The sequence below is a fragment of the Curtobacterium sp. MCSS17_016 genome (genome assembly GCF_003234255.2).
Taxonomy (GTDB): domain Bacteria; phylum Actinomycetota; class Actinomycetes; order Actinomycetales; family Microbacteriaceae; genus Curtobacterium; species Curtobacterium flaccumfaciens.
In genome coordinates this window covers 2933130-2950670 of sequence record NZ_CP126254.1, presented here as the reverse complement: position 1 = coordinate 2950670, position 17541 = coordinate 2933130, and the positions used below count along the sequence as shown (strand labels likewise).

General features: G+C 71.5%; 12 protein-coding genes. 10 read left to right on the top strand and 2 right to left on the bottom strand.

The window, feature by feature from the left end; genetic code table 11:
• Nucleotides 1-66: 66 nt before the first annotated feature.
• Both DEJ19_RS13905 and DEJ19_RS13900 read right to left on the bottom strand, forming a co-directional pair.
• Nucleotides 67-1383 (bottom strand): ABC transporter substrate-binding protein, encoded by a 1317-nt coding sequence (locus tag DEJ19_RS13905; protein ID WP_258377466.1) that lies wholly within the window; start codon nt 1381-1383, stop codon nt 67-69.
• Entirely contained in the window at nt 1380-3386 is a 2007-nt protein-coding gene (locus DEJ19_RS13900; protein WP_111233997.1) for a glycoside hydrolase family 127 protein, read from the bottom strand. The genes DEJ19_RS13905 and DEJ19_RS13900 overlap by 4 nt, the downstream gene beginning before the upstream one ends.
• Nucleotides 3387-3550: 164 nt before the next feature.
• On the opposite strand from DEJ19_RS13900, the gene DEJ19_RS13895 reads away from it, so the two are divergent.
• The 10 genes from DEJ19_RS13895 (at nt 3551) to DEJ19_RS13850 (ending at nt 17475) form a co-directional block, all read left to right on the top strand.
• Nucleotides 3551-4549, top strand: a complete 999-nt coding sequence (locus DEJ19_RS13895) for a LacI family DNA-binding transcriptional regulator (protein ID WP_110865212.1) — start codon at nt 3551-3553, stop codon at nt 4547-4549.
• 694 nt (nt 4550-5243) lie between these two features.
• Nucleotides 5244-6947, top strand: a complete 1704-nt coding sequence (locus DEJ19_RS13890) for a xylulokinase (protein ID WP_111234309.1) — start codon at nt 5244-5246, stop codon at nt 6945-6947.
• On the top strand, nt 6944-7654 hold the full coding sequence (locus DEJ19_RS13885; protein ID WP_071247850.1) for an L-ribulose-5-phosphate 4-epimerase: 711 nt from the start codon (nt 6944-6946) through the stop codon (nt 7652-7654). Before DEJ19_RS13890 ends, DEJ19_RS13885 begins: the two co-directional genes overlap by 4 nt.
• On the top strand, nt 7651-9192 hold the full coding sequence (araA, locus tag DEJ19_RS13880) for an L-arabinose isomerase (RefSeq protein ID WP_111234310.1): 1542 nt from the start codon (nt 7651-7653) through the stop codon (nt 9190-9192). The genes DEJ19_RS13885 and araA overlap by 4 nt, the downstream gene beginning before the upstream one ends.
• 17 nt (nt 9193-9209) lie before the next feature.
• On the top strand, nt 9210-10484 hold the full coding sequence (locus DEJ19_RS13875) for an FAD-binding protein (RefSeq protein ID WP_111234311.1): 1275 nt from the start codon (nt 9210-9212) through the stop codon (nt 10482-10484).
• A gap of 511 nt (nt 10485-10995) precedes the next feature.
• Complete coding sequence (locus DEJ19_RS13870; RefSeq protein ID WP_146250738.1) at nt 10996-11931, top strand: cation-transporting ATPase; 936 nt, start codon at nt 10996-10998, stop codon at nt 11929-11931.
• Nucleotides 11932-12135: 204 nt separating this feature from the next.
• Nucleotides 12136-13803, top strand: a complete 1668-nt coding sequence (locus tag DEJ19_RS13865) for an ABC transporter substrate-binding protein (protein WP_111234312.1) — start codon at nt 12136-12138, stop codon at nt 13801-13803.
• Complete coding sequence (locus DEJ19_RS13860) at nt 13800-15542, top strand: dipeptide ABC transporter ATP-binding protein (protein WP_111234313.1); 1743 nt, start codon at nt 13800-13802, stop codon at nt 15540-15542. The genes DEJ19_RS13865 and DEJ19_RS13860 overlap by 4 nt, the downstream gene beginning before the upstream one ends.
• Nucleotides 15539-16474: an ABC transporter permease gene (locus DEJ19_RS13855; RefSeq protein WP_111234314.1), complete on the top strand. Its 936-nt coding sequence runs from the start codon at nt 15539-15541 to the stop codon at nt 16472-16474. The genes DEJ19_RS13860 and DEJ19_RS13855 overlap by 4 nt, the downstream gene beginning before the upstream one ends.
• Nucleotides 16471-17475, top strand: a complete 1005-nt coding sequence (locus DEJ19_RS13850; protein ID WP_110865220.1) for an ABC transporter permease — start codon at nt 16471-16473, stop codon at nt 17473-17475. The genes DEJ19_RS13855 and DEJ19_RS13850 overlap by 4 nt, the downstream gene beginning before the upstream one ends.
• Nucleotides 17476-17541: the final 66 nt, after the last annotated feature.

Sequence of the window (17541 nt, the reverse complement as noted above, 5' to 3'; positions counted from 1 at the left end):
TGCACCTCTCTGTGCATCAACAAGAGCGAGACGAGCGGGACGAGCGGAGAAGACAGGCAGGCAGGCTCAGGCCTGCACCTGGTCGAGGATCCGCTGGTAGTCGGACTGCGCCGTCCGCATGGCGGCAGCGCTCCCCGACCCGAACACGGCCTCCCGGAACATCGCGAAGTACGGCGACGACGGCTGGTTGTTGAGCAGGTTGTACGCCAGCGTCTGCGGCGCGTAGCCCTTGTCGATGGCGTCGAGCGGCCCGTACGCCAGCGGGAACCGCTTGCGGTACTCCGGGGTGGCGGCGTCGGACCGCGTCGGGAAGTACCCGCCGTCGGGCAGTGCCTGCTGCTGCTGGAGCCCGTTCGCGTACTGCATGAACGCCCACCCACCGGACGGGTTCGCCGCCCCGTTCGGGATGCACATGTTGTCGCCGCCGTCGAAGAACGACCGCTGGCCGTCCCACGACGGGATGAGCACCGTCTGCATCTTCGCCCGCATCGCCTTGGTGGCCGCGGGCACGGTCGCCCCGTACGAGGTCGGGAAGATCCCCACCTTGCCGGCCCGGAAGTCGGCACCCCACGTGGTGCCGGCGTCGGAGTACGTCGCCTGCGACAGCACGCCGTCCTTCCAGAGCTGCCGGTAGAACTCGAGCATGCGTTCGAGGGCCTCGTTGCCGGTGATGTTCGCCCGCTGGGACCCCACCTCGCCGGTCATCATGTCGACCCCGGTCGCCCAGACGTGCGGCTGCGTGACGAAGCCGATGATGCCGGCGGCGTTGCCGGAGATCGACCAGCCGTACACGTCGTCGTCGAGCTTCCGGATGGCCTTCGCCGCGTCGAGCAGCGTGGACAGGTCCTTCGTCGACTCCTCGACGTCGAGGCCCGCTCGCTCGAACAGCTCGGTGTTCACGAACAGCTGCGAGTTGTCGGCCAGGTAGGGCAGGCCGTAGTACCGGTCGCGGTACTCGAGCAGGCGCAGGTGCCCCGGCGAGATCGCGTCGAAGTAGTCCAGGCTCTTGACCACGTCGGTCAGGTCGGCGAACGCCTCGCGGAAGATGAACAGCTGCGAGTTGATGTCGTCGATGTCGACGACGTCCGGCGGCTCACCCCCGCGGATCGCGGTCGCGAGCTTGGTCACGTACTGCGCGTCCGGCACGGGCGTCAGCTGGACCTGCAGCGCCGGGTTCGCCTTGTTGAACCCGGCGACGGCCGACGTCAGGCCGGCCTGGGTCGCCGACCGGCACCACACCTGCACGGTGCCGGTCGCGTTCTTCCCGAAGCTCGCGGGCTTCGCGACGACCTTCGGCAGGGTGCCGGAGCACCCGGCCAGGGCGAGGGCGGCCCCGCCGGCGACGCCGCCGACGAGGAACGCACGGCGGTCCACGCCGGTCACCGCGCCAGCGGGAGCCAGACGCGCATCGGCGCGGCTCCCCGGTTGGCCCACGCGTAGTACGGGACGGCGATCGCGGTGACGTCGCGACCGGCCTGGAGGCCCGTGGTGGCGCCCTGCGGACCGGCCACGTCGTCGACGCTGGTCGCGTCTCCGGCGTGATCCGCGCCTCCAGACCGGGTCGCGTCCAGACGCTGGTACGGCCAGGCGGGCTGCACGTGCTCGGCCGGGGCGTGCCCCGGGAACCGCAGCGTGACGACGCCGTCGAGCAGGTCGTCGCGGCGCTCCTCGGTGATCGGCGCATCCGCGTCGACCGTCAGGTCGTCGACCGTGAAGCCCTGCTGGTCCGCCTGCTCGACCGCGTACACGAGCGGGCCGCGCTCGATCGCGACCTGCCCGCGGGCGGCGTCGATGCGGGCGTCGGCGACGTAGCGGTGCGGCGTCGTGTCGAAGACGAGCTCGACCGTGTCGCCCGCCGACCACTCGCGGTCGACGACGTGCAGCGTGCCCGCTGTCGGACTCGCGGACCCGTCCGGACCCGTGACGGTCGTGGTGTCCGACCAGGCCGGGATGCGCAGCCCCAGGGCGAGCGGGCCGTCCTCGGTGACCGTGACACGGACGCGGCCGTCGTGCGGGTAGTCGGTCTCGACCCGCACCGGACCGAGGTCGGCGGTGGCGTACTGGTGGATCTGCAGCCCGCCGTCGGTTGCCGTGGCCAGGTAGCCGTCGAGGCTCGCGAAGGTGCGCATGATGTTCGGCGGGCAGCAGGCGCAGTCGAACCAGCCGCGGCGCCCGTGGGCGGGCGAGCGGTTCTCGTCCTGGTGGGCGTGGTCGCGCTGCTGGAGCGGGTTCACGTAGAAGTACTCGGTACCGGCCAGGCTCACCCCGGCGAGGAACGCGTTGTAGAGCAGGCGCTCGATCGCGTCGGCGTAGACCGGCTTGCCGGTGGCGAGCAGCAGGCGCCAGGCCCACTGCACCCCGCCGATGGCCGCGCAGGTCTCGGCGTAGCCGCGGTCGGTCGGCAGCTCGTACGGGTCGCCGAACGCCTCCCAGTCCCAGCGCGCCCCGAGGCCGCCGGTGATGAAGGCCTTCGTCGCCATCATGTCCGCGAACTGGCGCTCGCTCGCGGTGAGGAGCTCGGCGTCCCCGGTCTCGATCGCGACGTCCACGGCACCCGCCGCCAGGTACACGGCGCGCACAGCGTGGCCCTCGACGGTCGTGGCCTGCCGGCTCGGCACCCGGTCGGAGAAGTACGTCGGCTCGCCGCCGGCGCGCTCGATGATCCCGTGCCCGCGGGCGTCGACGAACCAGTGCGCCAGGTCGAGGTAGTCACGGTTGCCGGTCTCGCGGTACAGCTCGACCAGGCCCATCTCGACGACGGGGTGGCCGTCGACGTCGCGCGTCTTCGGCGTGCCGTCCGGTGCGGTGCCGTCGCCGAACGTGCGGACCAGGTGGTCGGCGTTCTTGATCGCGACGTCGAGCAGCCCGGTGTCGCCCGTCGCACGGTGCTGGGCCACGGCCGCCTGGTACAGGTGCCCGGCGCAGTACATCTCGTGGCTCCACTTGAGGTCGGTGTACCGCTCGCCCTTCCCACGGACCTGCTGGACGGAGTCGAGGTACCCGTCGTCGGCCTGTGCCCGGGCGTACAGGGCGGTGACCTCGCGCTGCAGGTCGAGCAGGTCCTCGGCGGGGGCGCGGCCGTACTCCCAGGCCACGGCCTCGAGCCACTTCGTCACGTCGGAGTCCATGAAGATCGGGCCGACGGCCTCGCCCTCCTCGAGTCCCGCGGCGATGCGGAGGTTGCGGAAGTTGCCGGCCGTCTCGAGCTGCTGGTAGCCGCTGCGGACGGCGTCGCGGCCGTTGCGCTCCTGGCGGAGCGCCCAGAAGCCGCCGGTGATCCGGGCGTCGCCGGTCGGCAGCGGCCGGAGCGTGAGGTGCGCGTCGGCGGTCGGGAGGACCGGGGTCGCGGTGTGCGCGCCGCGATCGGTCGCGAGCGTGGTGGTCATGTCGCCTCCTTGCGATGTGACTGGCACCGTCCGGATGGAGCTGGCCATCCGGAAAACGGTTTCTGCGGTGGACGCTACGACACGGGGCGCACGTCGCGCAAGAGCATTCCGGCGGTTTTGTGTAAGGTCATCGGCACGCCCTGATCGTCGGAAAGGTGGTTGCCGTGACGCTCGAACGCACCGGACAGCCGATCCGGATCACCGACGTGGCGGCGCTCGCCGGGGTGTCGATCGGCACCGCGTCGAAGGCGCTGAACGGCACCGGGCAGCTGCGGGACACCACCCGGCTGCGGGTGAAGGAAGCCGCCGAGAAGCTCGGGTTCGTCGGCGATGCCCGGGCCCGTGCGCTGTCATCCGGGCGGACCTACACCGTCGGCATGATCACCACCGACTCGTTCGGACGGTTCTCGATCCCGGTGCTGCTCGGTGCCGAGGATGCTCTGTCCGCCGGACGGATGGCCGTCCTGCTGTGCGACACCCGCGACGACCACGTCCGCGAGGCCCACTACCTGCGCTCCCTGGCGGCCCGCGGCGTCGACGGCATCATCGTGACCGGCCGTTCCGCCGACGCCCGTCCCCCGATCGACGTATCGATCCCCGTCGTCTACGCCTTCACGCCCTCGACCGACGACGCCGACGTGTCGGTCACCCTCGACGACGCCGCCGGTTCGGCACTGGTCGCCTCGCACGTGCGCTCGCTCGGGCGGCAGCGGGTCGCGATCGTGACGGGGCCGGCGCGGCACCGGTCCGCGGCACGACGGGTCGCCGGTGCCTCGTCGGTCCTCGGGCCGCACCTGGTCACCGACCCGCTGTACGGCGAGTGGTCGGAGCGCTGGGGACGGCAGGCCGTGGACGTGCTCGCACGGGAGTCGCCCGACGTCGACGCGATCGTCTGCGGCAGCGACCAGATCGCCCGGGGCGTGTGCGACCGGCTGCGGGAACTCGGGCGTTCGGTGCCCGGAGACGTCGCGGTCACGGGGTTCGACGACTGGGACGTGATGGCGCTCGCCTCGAGGCCGCCGCTGACCACCGTGGACCTGCGGCTCGAGGAGCTCGGACGGGTCGCGGGGCAGGCGCTCCTCGCCCTGATCGACGGCGGGACGGCGTCGTCGGCGGCCGTGACCCCGTCGCTCGTCATCCGCGAGAGCACCGTCGGCGCGTAGGGCGCGGTCGGGGTTCGGGGCTCGGGGCTCGGGGCTCGGGCCTCGGCGCTCGGGGTTCGGGGCTTGCGAGGTCGCGCGAACTCGGCGGACCGGTCGCGGCGTGTCGTGCGACCTCGCTGGTGCTGGTGCTCGTGGTCGTGGTCGTGCTCGTGGTCGAGCGGTCACAACACCCCGTCCGCCGTGGTCGAGCGGTCACGACTCGTCGCTCGGCGCCCCTCCAGCCGACAGTTCGTGACCGCGCGGTGGGGAGGCAGCGGGGTGTCGTGACCGTCCCGAGCGCCGCAGTTCGGGGTGTCGCGGGTTCGGAGAGTCGTTGGTCGGGACTTGCGCGGGTGCGGGGTCGGTGGTCGGGACGTGCGCGGGTTCAGGGTGGCCGGTGGTCGGGACTTGCACGGATGCGGGGCAGCGGGTGGTCGGGACTTGCGCGGGTGCAGTGTTGCGGTGGTCGCACGTCGTCGCCGGCCTCGTTCGTCGCGCGGTCACGACCCGTCGCGCGTGGGACGTCGAGTGGTCAGGAATGGTCGGCTGCGGAAGCGCCGGACGACGATTCGTGACCGGTCGGGGGAACTGAGCGGGGTGTTTCGACCGCTGGCGGGACGGGCGCACCGGCGGCGCGCCGCGGCGTTGCACGAGTGAGCGCTCACGTGCCAGGATGTGAGCGCTCACTGAGGACGACGAGGTTCTGGAGGAACACATGGGTGACGACCGCCGACAGCGGATCGTGGACGGCCGCACCACACTCGGGATCGAGCTCGGTTCCACCCGCATCAAGGCCTGCCTGGTGGACGAGGACCTCGTGCCCATCGCTGCCGGTTCCCACGAGTGGGAGAACGAGTACGTCGACGGCCGCTGGACCTACTCGCTCGAGGCAGTCGAGACCGGACTCCGTGCCGCGTACGCCGCCCTGGTGGCCGATGTCGAGGCGCAGTACGGCGTCGCCCCGAGCACCTACCGCGCGGCGGGCGTGAGCGCGATGATGCACGGCTACCTGGCGTTCGACGCCGCGGGTGAGCTGCTCGTGCCGTTCCGTACCTGGCGCAACACCTCGACGGGGCCTGCGGCCGAACGGCTCAGCGAGGCCCTCGGGTTCAACATCCCGCTGCGGTGGTCGATCGCGCACCTGTACCAGGCGGTCCTCGACGACGAGCCGCACGTGGCCGAGATCGCCGGTGTGACGACCCTGGCCGGCTACGTCCACCGTCGTCTGACCGGCCGGAACGTGCTCGGCGTCGGCGACGCGAGCGGCATGTTCCCGATCGAGGGCGGCCCCGTCGACAGCGGCCCCGGCGACCCGGGCGCGAAGGACTTCGACCACGCCATGCTCGCCACCGCGCAGGACCTGATCGGCGTGCCGGACCTGCGGTCCCTGCTGCCCGAGGTCCTCGTCGCCGGTGCCGAAGCCGGCGAGCTGACCCCCGAGGGTGCGGCCTGGCTCGACCCGACCGGCACACTCGAACCCGGCGCACCGCTCTGCCCGCCCGAGGGCGACGCCGGCACCGGCATGGTCGCGACGAACGCCGTCGCCCCGCGCACCGGCAACGTCAGCGTCGGCACGAGCATCTTCACGATGGTCGTGCTCGAGCAGCCGCTGACCACCGCGCACGAGGAACTCGACGTCGTCACCACCCCGGCAGGCGACGCCGTGGCGATGGTGCACTGCAACAACGGCGCGAGCGAGATCGCGAGCTGGGCCCGGGTGTTCGGACGCTTCGCCGAGGCCTCGAGCGAGCGGACCGGCGCGACGCCGATCGGCATCGACGACGTCTACGCCACCCTGTTCGCCGAGGCCGTCGCCGACGACACCGACCCGGACGCCGGCGGTCTGCTCTCGTTCAACTACCTGGCCGGCGAACCCGTCACCCACGTCGAGGACGGCCGACCCCTGCTGCTCCGCACCCCCGGCGCACGCTTCACGCTCGGCAACCTGGTGCGCTCCGAGGTGCACGGCGCCTTCGCGACCCTTGCCATCGGCATGGACGTCCTGCACGGCGAACAGGTGCAGGTGGACCGGATGACGGCGCACGGCGGGCTCTTCCGCACGCCGGGCAGCCCGCAGCGGCTCCTCGCGGCGGCGTTGCGCGTGCCGATCGCGCTCGAGGAGACGGCGGGCGAGGGCGGCGCATGGGGGATCGCGGTGCTGGCCGCCTACCTCGAGCACACCGACCAGCTGCTCGCCGACTACCTGTCCGACACCGTGTTCGGCGGGGACGCCGTGCACGTGGCCGAACCCGAGTCGGCGGACCTCGCCGGGTTCCAGACGTACCTGGAGCGCTACCGGGCCGCACTGCCCGTGCAGGACGTCGCCGCGGCGGCGACCCGCCCCAGCGCGACCACAGGACCGACCGAAGAGACCGACGGCGCCGACCCGCGCCTCCAGACAGAGGAAGTGACCCGATGACGGACGCGATCGACGAGACCACACGCCAGGCGGTGGCGACGACGCGGGAGCGCGTCGCGCGCCTGCACGGCGAACTCGTCCGCTACGGCCTCGTGATCTGGACCGGCGGCAACGTCTCCGAGCGCGTGCCCGGCACGGACCTGTTCGTCATCAAGCCGAGCGGGGTGTCGAGCGACGACCTGACGCCCGAGAACCAGGTCGTCTGCACCCTTGACGGCGTGCCGGCCGAGGGCTGGGGCAACGAGCACGGCCCGTCCAGCGACACCGCCGCGCACGCCTACGTGTACCGGAACATGCCCGAGGTCGGCGGTGTCGTGCACACCCACTCGACGTACGCGACCGCCTGGGCCGCCCGCGCCGAGGCGATCCCGTGCGTCATCACGGCGATGGCGGACGAGTTCGGCGGCCCCATCCCGGTCGGCCCGTTCGCGATCATCGGCGACGACTCGATCGGCCACGGCATCGTCGACACCCTGAGCGGCCACCGCAGCCGTGCGGTCCTGATGCAGAACCACGGCGTCTTCACGATCGGCAAGGACGCGAAGGACGCCGTCAAGGCGGCCGTGATGTGCGAGGACGTGGCACGGACCGTCCACATCGCGAAGCAGGGCGGCGAGGTCGTCCCGATCCCCGAAGCAGACATCGATCGACTCTTCGATCGCTACCAGAACGTCTACGGACAGAACCCCGAAGGAGCCATGCGATGACGCAGGACACCCCGACGCACGTCGACCCCCAGGAAACGCTCGACAGCTACGAGGTCTGGTTCCTCACCGGCTCCCAGGGGCTCTACGGCGAGGAGACCCTGCGCCAGGTCGAGGAGCAGAGCAAGGCCGTCCACGCGGAGCTCGCCGGGCACCTGCCGGTGAAGCTCGTCTGGAAGCCCGTGCTCAAGGACGCCGACGGCATCCGCCGCGCGCTCATCGAGGCGAGCGCCGACGACAAGGTCATCGGCGTCACCACGTGGATGCACACGTTCAGCCCGGCCAAGATGTGGATCGGCGGCCTGCAGGCGCTGACCAAGCCGCTGCTGCACCTGCACACGCAGGCGAACGTCACGCTGCCCTGGGCGGACATCGACTTCGACTTCATGAACCTCAACCAGGCCGCGCACGGCGACCGTGAGTTCGGCTACGCCCTGGCCCGCCTCGGCGTCCGGCACGCCACGGCCGTCGGCCACGTCTCGGACCCCCGCGTCCAGCAGCGTGTCGCGAACTGGACCCGTGCCGCCGCCGGTGCCGCGGCCGTCCGCGAGCTGAAGCTGACCCGCTTCGGCGACAACATGCGCTACGTCGCCGTCACCGAGGGTGACAAGACCGAGGCCGAGATCGAGCTCGGCGTGCAGGTCAACACGTGGGCCGTCAACGAGCTCGCGGCAGCGGTGGACGCCGCAGCAGCGGACACGGCAGCGGTCGACGCGCTCGTGGCGACGTACGAGCGCGACTACGACGTGGACCCGTCACTCCGCAGCGCCGGCGGCGAACGGCACGCTGCGCTCCGCGACGGTGCCGCCATCGAGATCGGCCTCCGCACCCTGCTCGCGCAGAACTGCAGCGCCGCGTTCACCACGAACTTCGAGGACCTCGGCTCGCTCAAGCAGCTGCCGGGCCTGGCCGTGCAGCGACTGATGGCCGACGGCTACGGCTTCGGTGCCGAGGGTGACTGGAAGACGGCGGTCCTGGTCCGCGCGATGAACGTCGCCGGTGCCGGCCTGCCCGGTGGTGCCTCCCTGATGGAGGACTACACCTACGACCTCACCCCGGGCGCCGAGAAGATCCTCGGGGCGCACATGCTCGAGGTCTCGCCGACGCTCACCACCACGAAGCCGACGCTCGAGATCCACCCGCTCGGCATCGGTGGCAAGGACGACCCGGTCCGCCTGGTCTTCACCGCCGACTCCGGCGAGGCCGTCGTCGTCGCGCTGTCCGACACCCGCGACGGCTTCCGCCTCACGGCGAACGTCGTCGACGTCGTGCCCCCGACCGAGGCCCTGCCGAAGCTGCCCGTGGGCCGCGCGGTCTGGGAGCCCCGGCCGTCGTTCCCCGTCGCCGCCGAGGCCTGGCTCACCGCCGGCGCCGCCCACCACACCGTCATGACGACGGCGGTCGGCCTGCAGGTCGTCGAGGACTTCGCGACCATGGTCGGCACCGAGTTCCTGGTGATCGACGAGCACACCACCGCACGCGGGTTCCGCGACGAGCTGCGTCTCCAGCAGACGTGGCACCGTCTCGACCGCGGCTTCTAGAGGAGTCAGGACCCACGATGGACGACGTGATCGCGGCCGAGCGCACCCGCACCAACTGGGCGGGCAACGTCACCTACCGCGCCTCGGCGCTGGCCCGGCCGACGTCGGTGGACGAGCTCCGGCAGCTCGTCGCCTCGACGCCGCGCCTGACGGCGCTCGGCTCGCGACACTCGTTCAACACCATCGCCGACACCGATGCCGTCCAGGTGTCACTGTCGGACCTGCCGCCCGTGCTCGACATCGACACGTCGCGTCGCGTCGTGCGGGTCGCGGCCGGCATGACGCACAGCCAGGTCGCGGCCGGTCTGGAGGCCCGTGGCTGGGCACTCGGGAACCTCGCGTCCCTGCCGCACATCTCCACGGCCGGGGCCGTCGCCACGGGCACGCACGGCTCCGGTGTGCGGAACCCGTCGCTCGCGCAGGCGGTGGTCGGCCTCGACGTCGTCCGCGCCTCCGGTGAGCTCGCGCACGTCGACGCCTCGTCGCCGGACGGGCTGCTCGACGCCCACCGGGTCGGGATCGGCGCGCTCGGTGTCGTCACGGCGGTGGAGCTCGCGATCGAGCCGACGTTCCAGGTCGCCACGACGGTGCACCTCGACCTGCCGTGGGACGCCGTCGCCGCGCGGTTCGACCAGGTGATGTCCGACGCGTACTCGGTGTCGATGTTCACGTCGTTCGACGACCGCGGTGCCCGGCAGGTCTGGGTCAAGCACCGCGTCGACGAGGCCGCACCGACCGTCGACCTCGTGGCCCTCGGAGCCCGTGCGGCCTCGGGTCCGGTGCACCCGGGTGAGAACGACCCTGCCGGGGTCACCGAGCAGGGCGGCGTGCAGGGGCCGTGGTCGGAGCGGCTGCCGCACTTCCGGTCCTCGTTCACCCCGTCGACCGGGGCCGAGATCCAGGCGGAGTACCTGATCCCAGCTGCCTCGGCGGTGGCGGCGCTCGAGGCGCTCCGACCGCTGGCGTCGCTGTTCGCCCCGATCCTCATCGCCGCCGAGGTTCGCACCATCGCGGCCGACACCGCGTGGCTCGCACCGTCGTCCGGACGACAGTCGGTCGGCCTGCACTTCACGTTTCGCCGGGACGCCGCCGCCGTGGCCGCGGCGGTGGCCCGGATCGAGGACGTCCTGGCACCGTTCGACCCGCGGCCGCACTGGGGCAAGGCCTCCGCGGCCAGTGCCGAGCGGCTGCACGAGGCGTACCCGCGGCTGTCCGACTTCGCCGCACTCGCGCGTGACCTCGACCCCACCGGCCGGTTCCGCAACGCGTTCCTGGCCCGCATCCTGTCCTGACGCGATGGACAGGTGTCCCGCACCACCGGCTGTGGTGCGGGACACCCGGGTCCTCAGTCCTTGCGGGACAGGTCGATCAGGAGCCTGACCACGGTCACGAGCAAGCTCGCGATCCCCAGCCAGGGCACCCGACGCCTGGACCGATCATCGGTGTCGTTCGACATCGCTGACCTCCTGGTGTCGTCGCCGGCTGACACGAGGAGCTTCGGCCGAGGGATGCGTCGCCGAGCGGGCTCGGCTACCATCGGTTCCGAGCGTTGGACTCGGGATGGTTGATGCATCCCTTGGCTTTCCACTCGGAAGGCGAATCGAGGCCCGGAACTGTTGTCGCAGTCCCGGGCCTCACGCTTTCGCCCAGGTCGCGTTCCGGCGGTGACGCGACCGGAGCCAGCCTACGTGCATGTGTCCGCTGATATGCAGATCGACTCTCACAGCGGATCCCCATCGGATGCCCTGGCGAACCCCCGCCTCGGTACCGGTCGTCCACATGTGAGGACGCAAAGGTTGGGGCATGGCGAACCTCAACCGCATCATCGGCATGGCCTCCAAGGTCATCGACAAGCAGCTCCAGAAGCGTGGGCAGGGGGGAACCGTGCCCGGCGCCGGATCGCAGCAGGGCGGGACCGACTGGCGCGGCATCGTGCGCAGCGCCGCGGACAAGCTGACCGGTGACGACCGGAACCAGCAGCAGCCGCCGCAGCAGCACGGCCAGCCGCAGCAGTACGGCCAGCCGCAGCAGTACGGCCAGCCGCAGCAGTACGGCCAGCCGCAGCAGTACGGCCAGCCGCAGCACGCCGGCACGCCGCAGCACGGGGCCGACGCCGACAAGGTCGCCCTGGCGAAGTACGACTACCTGCTCCGCACCTCGTCGCCGGAGCAGCTCGAGCAGGTCCACCACGACGCCTTCGCGCGGCTCACCCCCGCGCAGCGTCAGCAGGTCCGCGACCGCCTGAACTCCGAGCTCCCGCCCCACGAGCACCTGCGCGACGACTCGGCGGGCGGCATGGCCCGTGCGATGACCCGCGGAGAGATGTCGCGTCCGGGTCTGGTCCGACGGGTCCTCGGCGGTTCCGGCCGCTCGGGCAACGGCAACGGCCGCGGACGCGCCGGGGCGTTCGCCGGTGGTGCAGCGGTCGGTGCCGGCGCGATGGCGTTCGGTGGCCTCGCCGCCGCGGTGGCCGGGGGAGCGGTGCTGAGCGCTGCCGCCGGTCCGGTCCTGGCAGGGGCGGCCGACCTCGGCGTGGACTTCGAGGGCATCGCCTCGGGCATGGGCGACCTCGGGCTCGGTGACCTCAGCGGTGGCGTCGAGGGCGTCCTCGGCGAGGGCGAGCAGCTCCTCGGCGGGTTCGGCGAGCAGGCCGCGGGGTTCGGAGAGCAGGCGTCCGGGCTCGGCGAGCAGGCGTCGAACCTCGGCAACGACTTCCTCGGTGGGCTCTTCGACCGCTGACGCACTGCGGTGCGAACGCATCGGGAATAGCGGGACGGCGTCCGGCGCTTGCAATGTTTCGTCGTGCGTCGTCCGACGCACGCGAGATTCGGACGGGCCACCGTCGCGGTGTCAGGATGGACGCCGCCCGGCGGGTGAACCGTTCCGCCGTCGCAGCGACCGCCACCGCGATCGCGACCCCCTTCCCCGAGGAGCAGCACCGTCATGAGACGCCCCAACCGCCTGACGATCACCGCGGCCGTCGCCGCAGCAGCAGCCCTGGTCCTGACCGGCTGCTCGGGTGGGGGTTCGTCCGACGACGGCGCCGAGGGCACGGCGAAGGGCGGCACGCTCAACATCCTGACGCCGCAGACCTCGTTCCACCTCGACCCCGCGACCAGCCAGAGCCTCGGCATCACGTCGATGGGCCTCGTCGCCCGACGGCTCACCACGTGGGACGTCGAGCCGGGCAAGACGGCGAAGGTCGTCCCCGACCTGGCGACCAACACCGGGGTCTCGAGCGACGACGGCAAGACCTGGACCTACACGCTGAAGGACGGCGTCGAGTTCCAGGACGGCACGCCGATCACCACGAAGGACATCAAGTGGGGCATCGAGCGTTCGTTCGCGCCGACCCTGAGCGGTGGCCTGAGCTACCACAAGTCGCTCCTGGTCGGTGGTGACTCCTACAAGGGCCCGTTCGACGGCAAGTCCCTCGACAGCATCGAGACCCCGAACGACAAGACCATCGTGTTCAAGCTGAACGACGCGTACGGCGACTGGCCGTGGCTCGCGTCGATGCCCGCGTTCACCCCGGTGCCCGAGGGCGACGGCAAGGACACCGGCGCCTACGACCTGAAGCCGGTCGCGTCCGGCCCGTACCAGGTGCAGTCGAACACGCAGGGCTCGCAGGTCACGCTCGTCCGCAACGAGAACTGGAGCGCGAAGACCGACGAGGTCCGCACCGCCGGCCCGTCGAAGATCGTCTTCAAGGAGAGCCAGGACCAGTCCACGGCGACGCAGACGCTCATCGCGGACAACGGGGACGCCAAGAACTCGTTCGGCGCCATCTACCTGGGTGCCGCCGAGCTCAACCAGGTCCGCAGCAACCCGGCCGCCCAGGACCGCCTCGCCACCTCGAAGGCCGGCCCGATCAGCTACATGGCGATCAACACGCAGCGCGGTGAGCTCAAGGACCTCAAGGTCCGCCAGGCGCTGCAGTACGCGGTCGACCGCAAGTCCTTCCGAATCGCCGCCGGCGGCGCGATCGCCGGCTCGTACGCCTCGACGCTCATCACCCCGGGCATCGCCGGACGCCAGGACTACGACCTGTACAAGACGAAGGCCACCGGTGACGTCGACAAGGCGAAGGAGTTGCTCAAGGAGGCCGGCGTCAGCAACCTGAAGCTGACCCTGGTCACCCAGAACGACCCGACGTACCTCGCCCAGGCCCAGGCGCTGCAGTCCGGCCTGAAGCGTGCCGGCATCGCCGTGACGCTCAAGCCGCTCGACTACGACTCCTTCACGCAGGCGACCACCAACGGCACCGACTTCGACCTGTCGCTGTCGAGCTGGCAGCCGGACTTCCCGAGCGCGAACGCCAACCTGCAGCCCCTGTACGACTCGTCGCAGATCGGTGGCGGCGGCTACAACGTCTCGAAGTACAGCAACCCCGAGGTCGACGCCCTCATCGAGAAGGCCAGCTCCACGGTCGACCAGGACGACGCGCAGAAGCTCTGGGCCCAGGCGGACCAGAAGATCATGGCCGACGCCCCGGTCGTGCCGCTGATCTACGCGAAGCAGTCCTTCCTGGCCGGTTCGAACGTGCAGAACTTCCAGATCGCGGACTTCCCCGCGTACCCGAACTACCTCAAGGTCTCGCTCAAGCAGTGACCGAACCGATCCTGCAGGTCGAGGGGCTCCGCGTCGCGTTCGGCGACGCGGAGCCCGTCGTCCGTGACGTCTCCTTCGACCTGACGCCCGGCCGGGTCCTCGCCCTGGTGGGGGAGTCCGGCTCGGGCAAGTCCGTCAGCGCCATGAGCGTGCTCGGGCTCCTGCCGCCGCAGGCCTCGGTGTCGGGCAGCGCCCGGTTCCGTGGCGAGGAACTCATCGGTGCCCCCGTCGAGACGGTCCGCGCCGTCCGGGGTGCGGGCATCGGCGTGGTGTTCCAGGAGCCGATGAACTCGTTCACGCCGGTCCTGTCCATCGGCACCCAGATCGCCGAGGCCGTCCGAGCGCACCCGACCGGGCTCGACCGCGCAGGCGTCCGGGCACGCGTCGACGAACTGCTCCGTGACGCCGGGCTCACCGACCCGGAGCGCATCCGGAAGGCCTACCCGCACGAACTGTCCGGCGGCCAGCTCCAGCGCGCGATGATCGCGATGGCCCTGGCCGGTGACCCGGTCGCACTCTTCGCCGACGAGCCCACGACCGCCCTCGACGTCACCGTGCAGGCCGGCATCCTCGACCTGCTGCGGCGGCTCGGCCGCGAGCGCTCCCTCGCGGTGCTGCTCATCACCCACGACATGGGCGTGGTCGCGGACGTCGCGGACGACCTGCTGGTGCTGCGCCGCGGGGACCCGGTCGAGCACGGGACCGTCGCCGAGGTCTTCGCCCACCCGACTGCCGACTACACGCGCGAGCTCCTCGCGGCCGTCCCCAGCCTGGAGGCGCGTCCCGCGTCCGACGAGCAGCTCGCGTCGACCGAGACTCGGCCTGCCGGACCGGACTCGGCTCCGGCAAGCCGCGATCTGTCCGCAGACGCGAGCACCGTCTCGGCGTTGGCCGACGTCGACGACGCGAGTCGCGCCTCCAGGCAGTCCGTGGCGCGCCTGCGCGACGTCGCCGTGCGGTACTCGCGCCGAGGCGGACCGACCGTGTCCGGCATCGACCTCGACCTGCATGCCGGCGAGACCGTCGGCCTGGTGGGCGAATCCGGTTCCGGCAAGTCCACGATCGGGCGCGCGCTCGCGGGCCTGGTGCCCGTCGTCGCCGGCTCGGTCGAGGTGGACGGCAGCGACCTGCGCACCGCTCGCGGACGACGACTGCGCGAGTTGCGCAGTCGGGTCGGCATCGTGTTCCAGGACCCGGCGTCGTCGCTCAACCCGCGGCAGACCATCGGCTGGAGCATCGCGGAACCGCTCCTCGTGCACGGCACCGACTCCGCCGCCGACCGGGCCGAACGGGTCCGTGAACTGCTGACCGCCGTGCAGCTCGACCCGACGTGGGCCGAGCGGTTCCCGCACCAGCTGTCCGGCGGCCAGCGGCAGCGCGTCGCCGTCGCGCGTGCGCTCGCACTGCGGCCGGCACTCGTCATCGCCGATGAACCGACCTCGGCACTCGACGTGACGGTGCAGGCCGCCGTGCTCGACCTGCTCGCCGGGCTGCAGCGGGAGTTCGGCTTCGGCATGCTGCTCATCAGCCACGACCTCGCCGTCGTCCGCCAGCTCGCCGACCAGGTGATCGTGCTGCGCGACGGCCGGGTCGTCGAGCGGGGGAGCACCGACGCGGTGCTCGACGACCCGCAACAGGACTACACGCGCATGCTCCTCGCCGCAGCGCCCGTCGCCGATCCCGTGCGACAGGCCGCTCGCCGCGAGTCGTGGCGCGCGTGGGAAGGAGTGGCCTCGTGACGGCCAACGTCGTCGACCGACCGGTCGCACCGTCCGGCCGCACGACCGGCTTCCGGGCCGTGGTGCGACGCGTCCGGCAGGACCGCTGGGCGGTGGCCTCGGCCGTCGTCATCGCGGTGTTCCTGGTGGTCGCCGTGGCGGCCCCGCTCATCGCGAAGGCGTCCGGGCAGGACCCGTACTCGTACGACATCGACGCGCTCAACTCGTTCGGTGCGCCCCGGGGTGCGGGCGGCGGCATCAGCGGCGAGCACTGGTTCGGTGTCGAGCCCCTGACCGGGCGCGACCTGTTCTCGATCGTCACGTACGGTGCGCGGACGTCGCTCGGCATCGGGCTCGCAGCGACCCTGGTGTCGATCGTCATCGGCGTGCTCGTCGGCGTCACGACCGGGTTCTTCGGTGGCTGGTACGACCGGGTGCTCTCGCGGGTGGTCGACGTGATCTTCGGGTTCCCGTCGCTCGTGTTCATGATCGCCCTCACCGCGATCGTGCCCTCGACGTTCCCGAAGCCCGTGCTCGTCGTGCTCGTCATCGGGTTCTTCGGCTGGCCGGCCGTGGCCCGTGTCGTGCGGGGGCAGACGCTGTCGCTCGTCAGCCGGAACTACGTCGTGGCCTCCACCGCGATGGGTGCCGGCCGGTGGCACGTCATCCGCTCGCAGCTGTTGCCGAACCTCGCCGCGACGATCACCGTCTACGCCACCATCTCGATCCCGTCGATGATCGGTGCCGAGGCCGCGCTCTCGTTCCTGGCCGTCGGCGTCAACCCGCCGACGCCGTCGTGGGGTCGCAGCATCGGCGACGCCATCGGCTGGGTGCAGACCGACCCCATGTACCTCGTGTTCCCCGGAGCCGCACTGTTCCTCATCACCCTCGCCTTCAACGTGCTCGGTGACGCCCTGCGCGACGCCCTCGACCCGCGAGGGGGCACCGCGTGAACGCCGCCACCCTGCGCTTCCTGGCGATCCGCGTGCTCGGGGCCGCCGTCGTGCTGCTCGTCGTCGCGGCCATCACGTACGCGCTCTTCATGCTCCTGCCGACCAACCCGGCCCGAGCGATCTGCGACAAGCCCTGCACGCCGGACCGGCTGCGAGAGGTCCAGGCGTTCCTCGGCACCGACAAGCCCTGGCTCGCGCAGTTCGGCGCCTACCTGGCCGGCATCTTCACCGGCCGGACCTTCGGCAGCGGCAACAGCGTCATCGAGTGCGCGGCGCCGTGCTTCGGGTACTCGTTCCAGCTGCACGAGAGCGTCACCGAGCTGATCCTGGCGCGCCTGCCCGTCACCGCTTCGATCGCCGTGGGCGCTGCCGTGCTGTGGCTCGTCGCCGGGGTGTTCGGCGGCACCGTCTCAGCGCTGCGCCGCGGCACCTTCGTCGACCGGGCCGTCATGACGGTCGCGGTCGCCGGTGTCTCGTCCCCGGCGTACCTGGTCGGGCTGCTCGGCATCCTGCTGTTCGGGTTCGTGCTGGGGATCCTGCCAACGAGCGGCTACGTGGCCTTCGGCGACGACCCGGTCGGCTGGTTCACGCACCTGATCCTGCCGTGGTGCGTGCTGGCCTTCATCAGCGCTGCGATCTACGCCCGGTTGACCCGTGGCGAGATGCTCGAGTCGATGTCGCAGGACTTCGTGCGGACCGCCCGGGCCAAGGGGCTGCGGGAGCGACAGGTCGTCGTGCGGCACGGGCTCCGGACGGCGATCCTGCCCGTCGTGACGCTGTTCGGGCTCGACCTCGGGTCGCTGCTCGGTGGTGCGGTCATCACCGAGAAGGTGTTCTCGATGCAGGGCCTCGGCGCGCTGCTCATCGACGCGGTGCACACCCTCGACCTGCAGGTGGTCGTCGGCTTCACGCTGTTCTCGGCGCTGCTGATCGTCACGGCGAACGTGATCGTCGACATCGTCTACGCGTTCGTCGACCCGCGAGTGCGGCGCCGGGCGTAGGGCCGCTCGCACGGTGCGAGGTTGTTCGCCCCGTGCGGCGGAACAACCTCACACCGAGGGACCTAC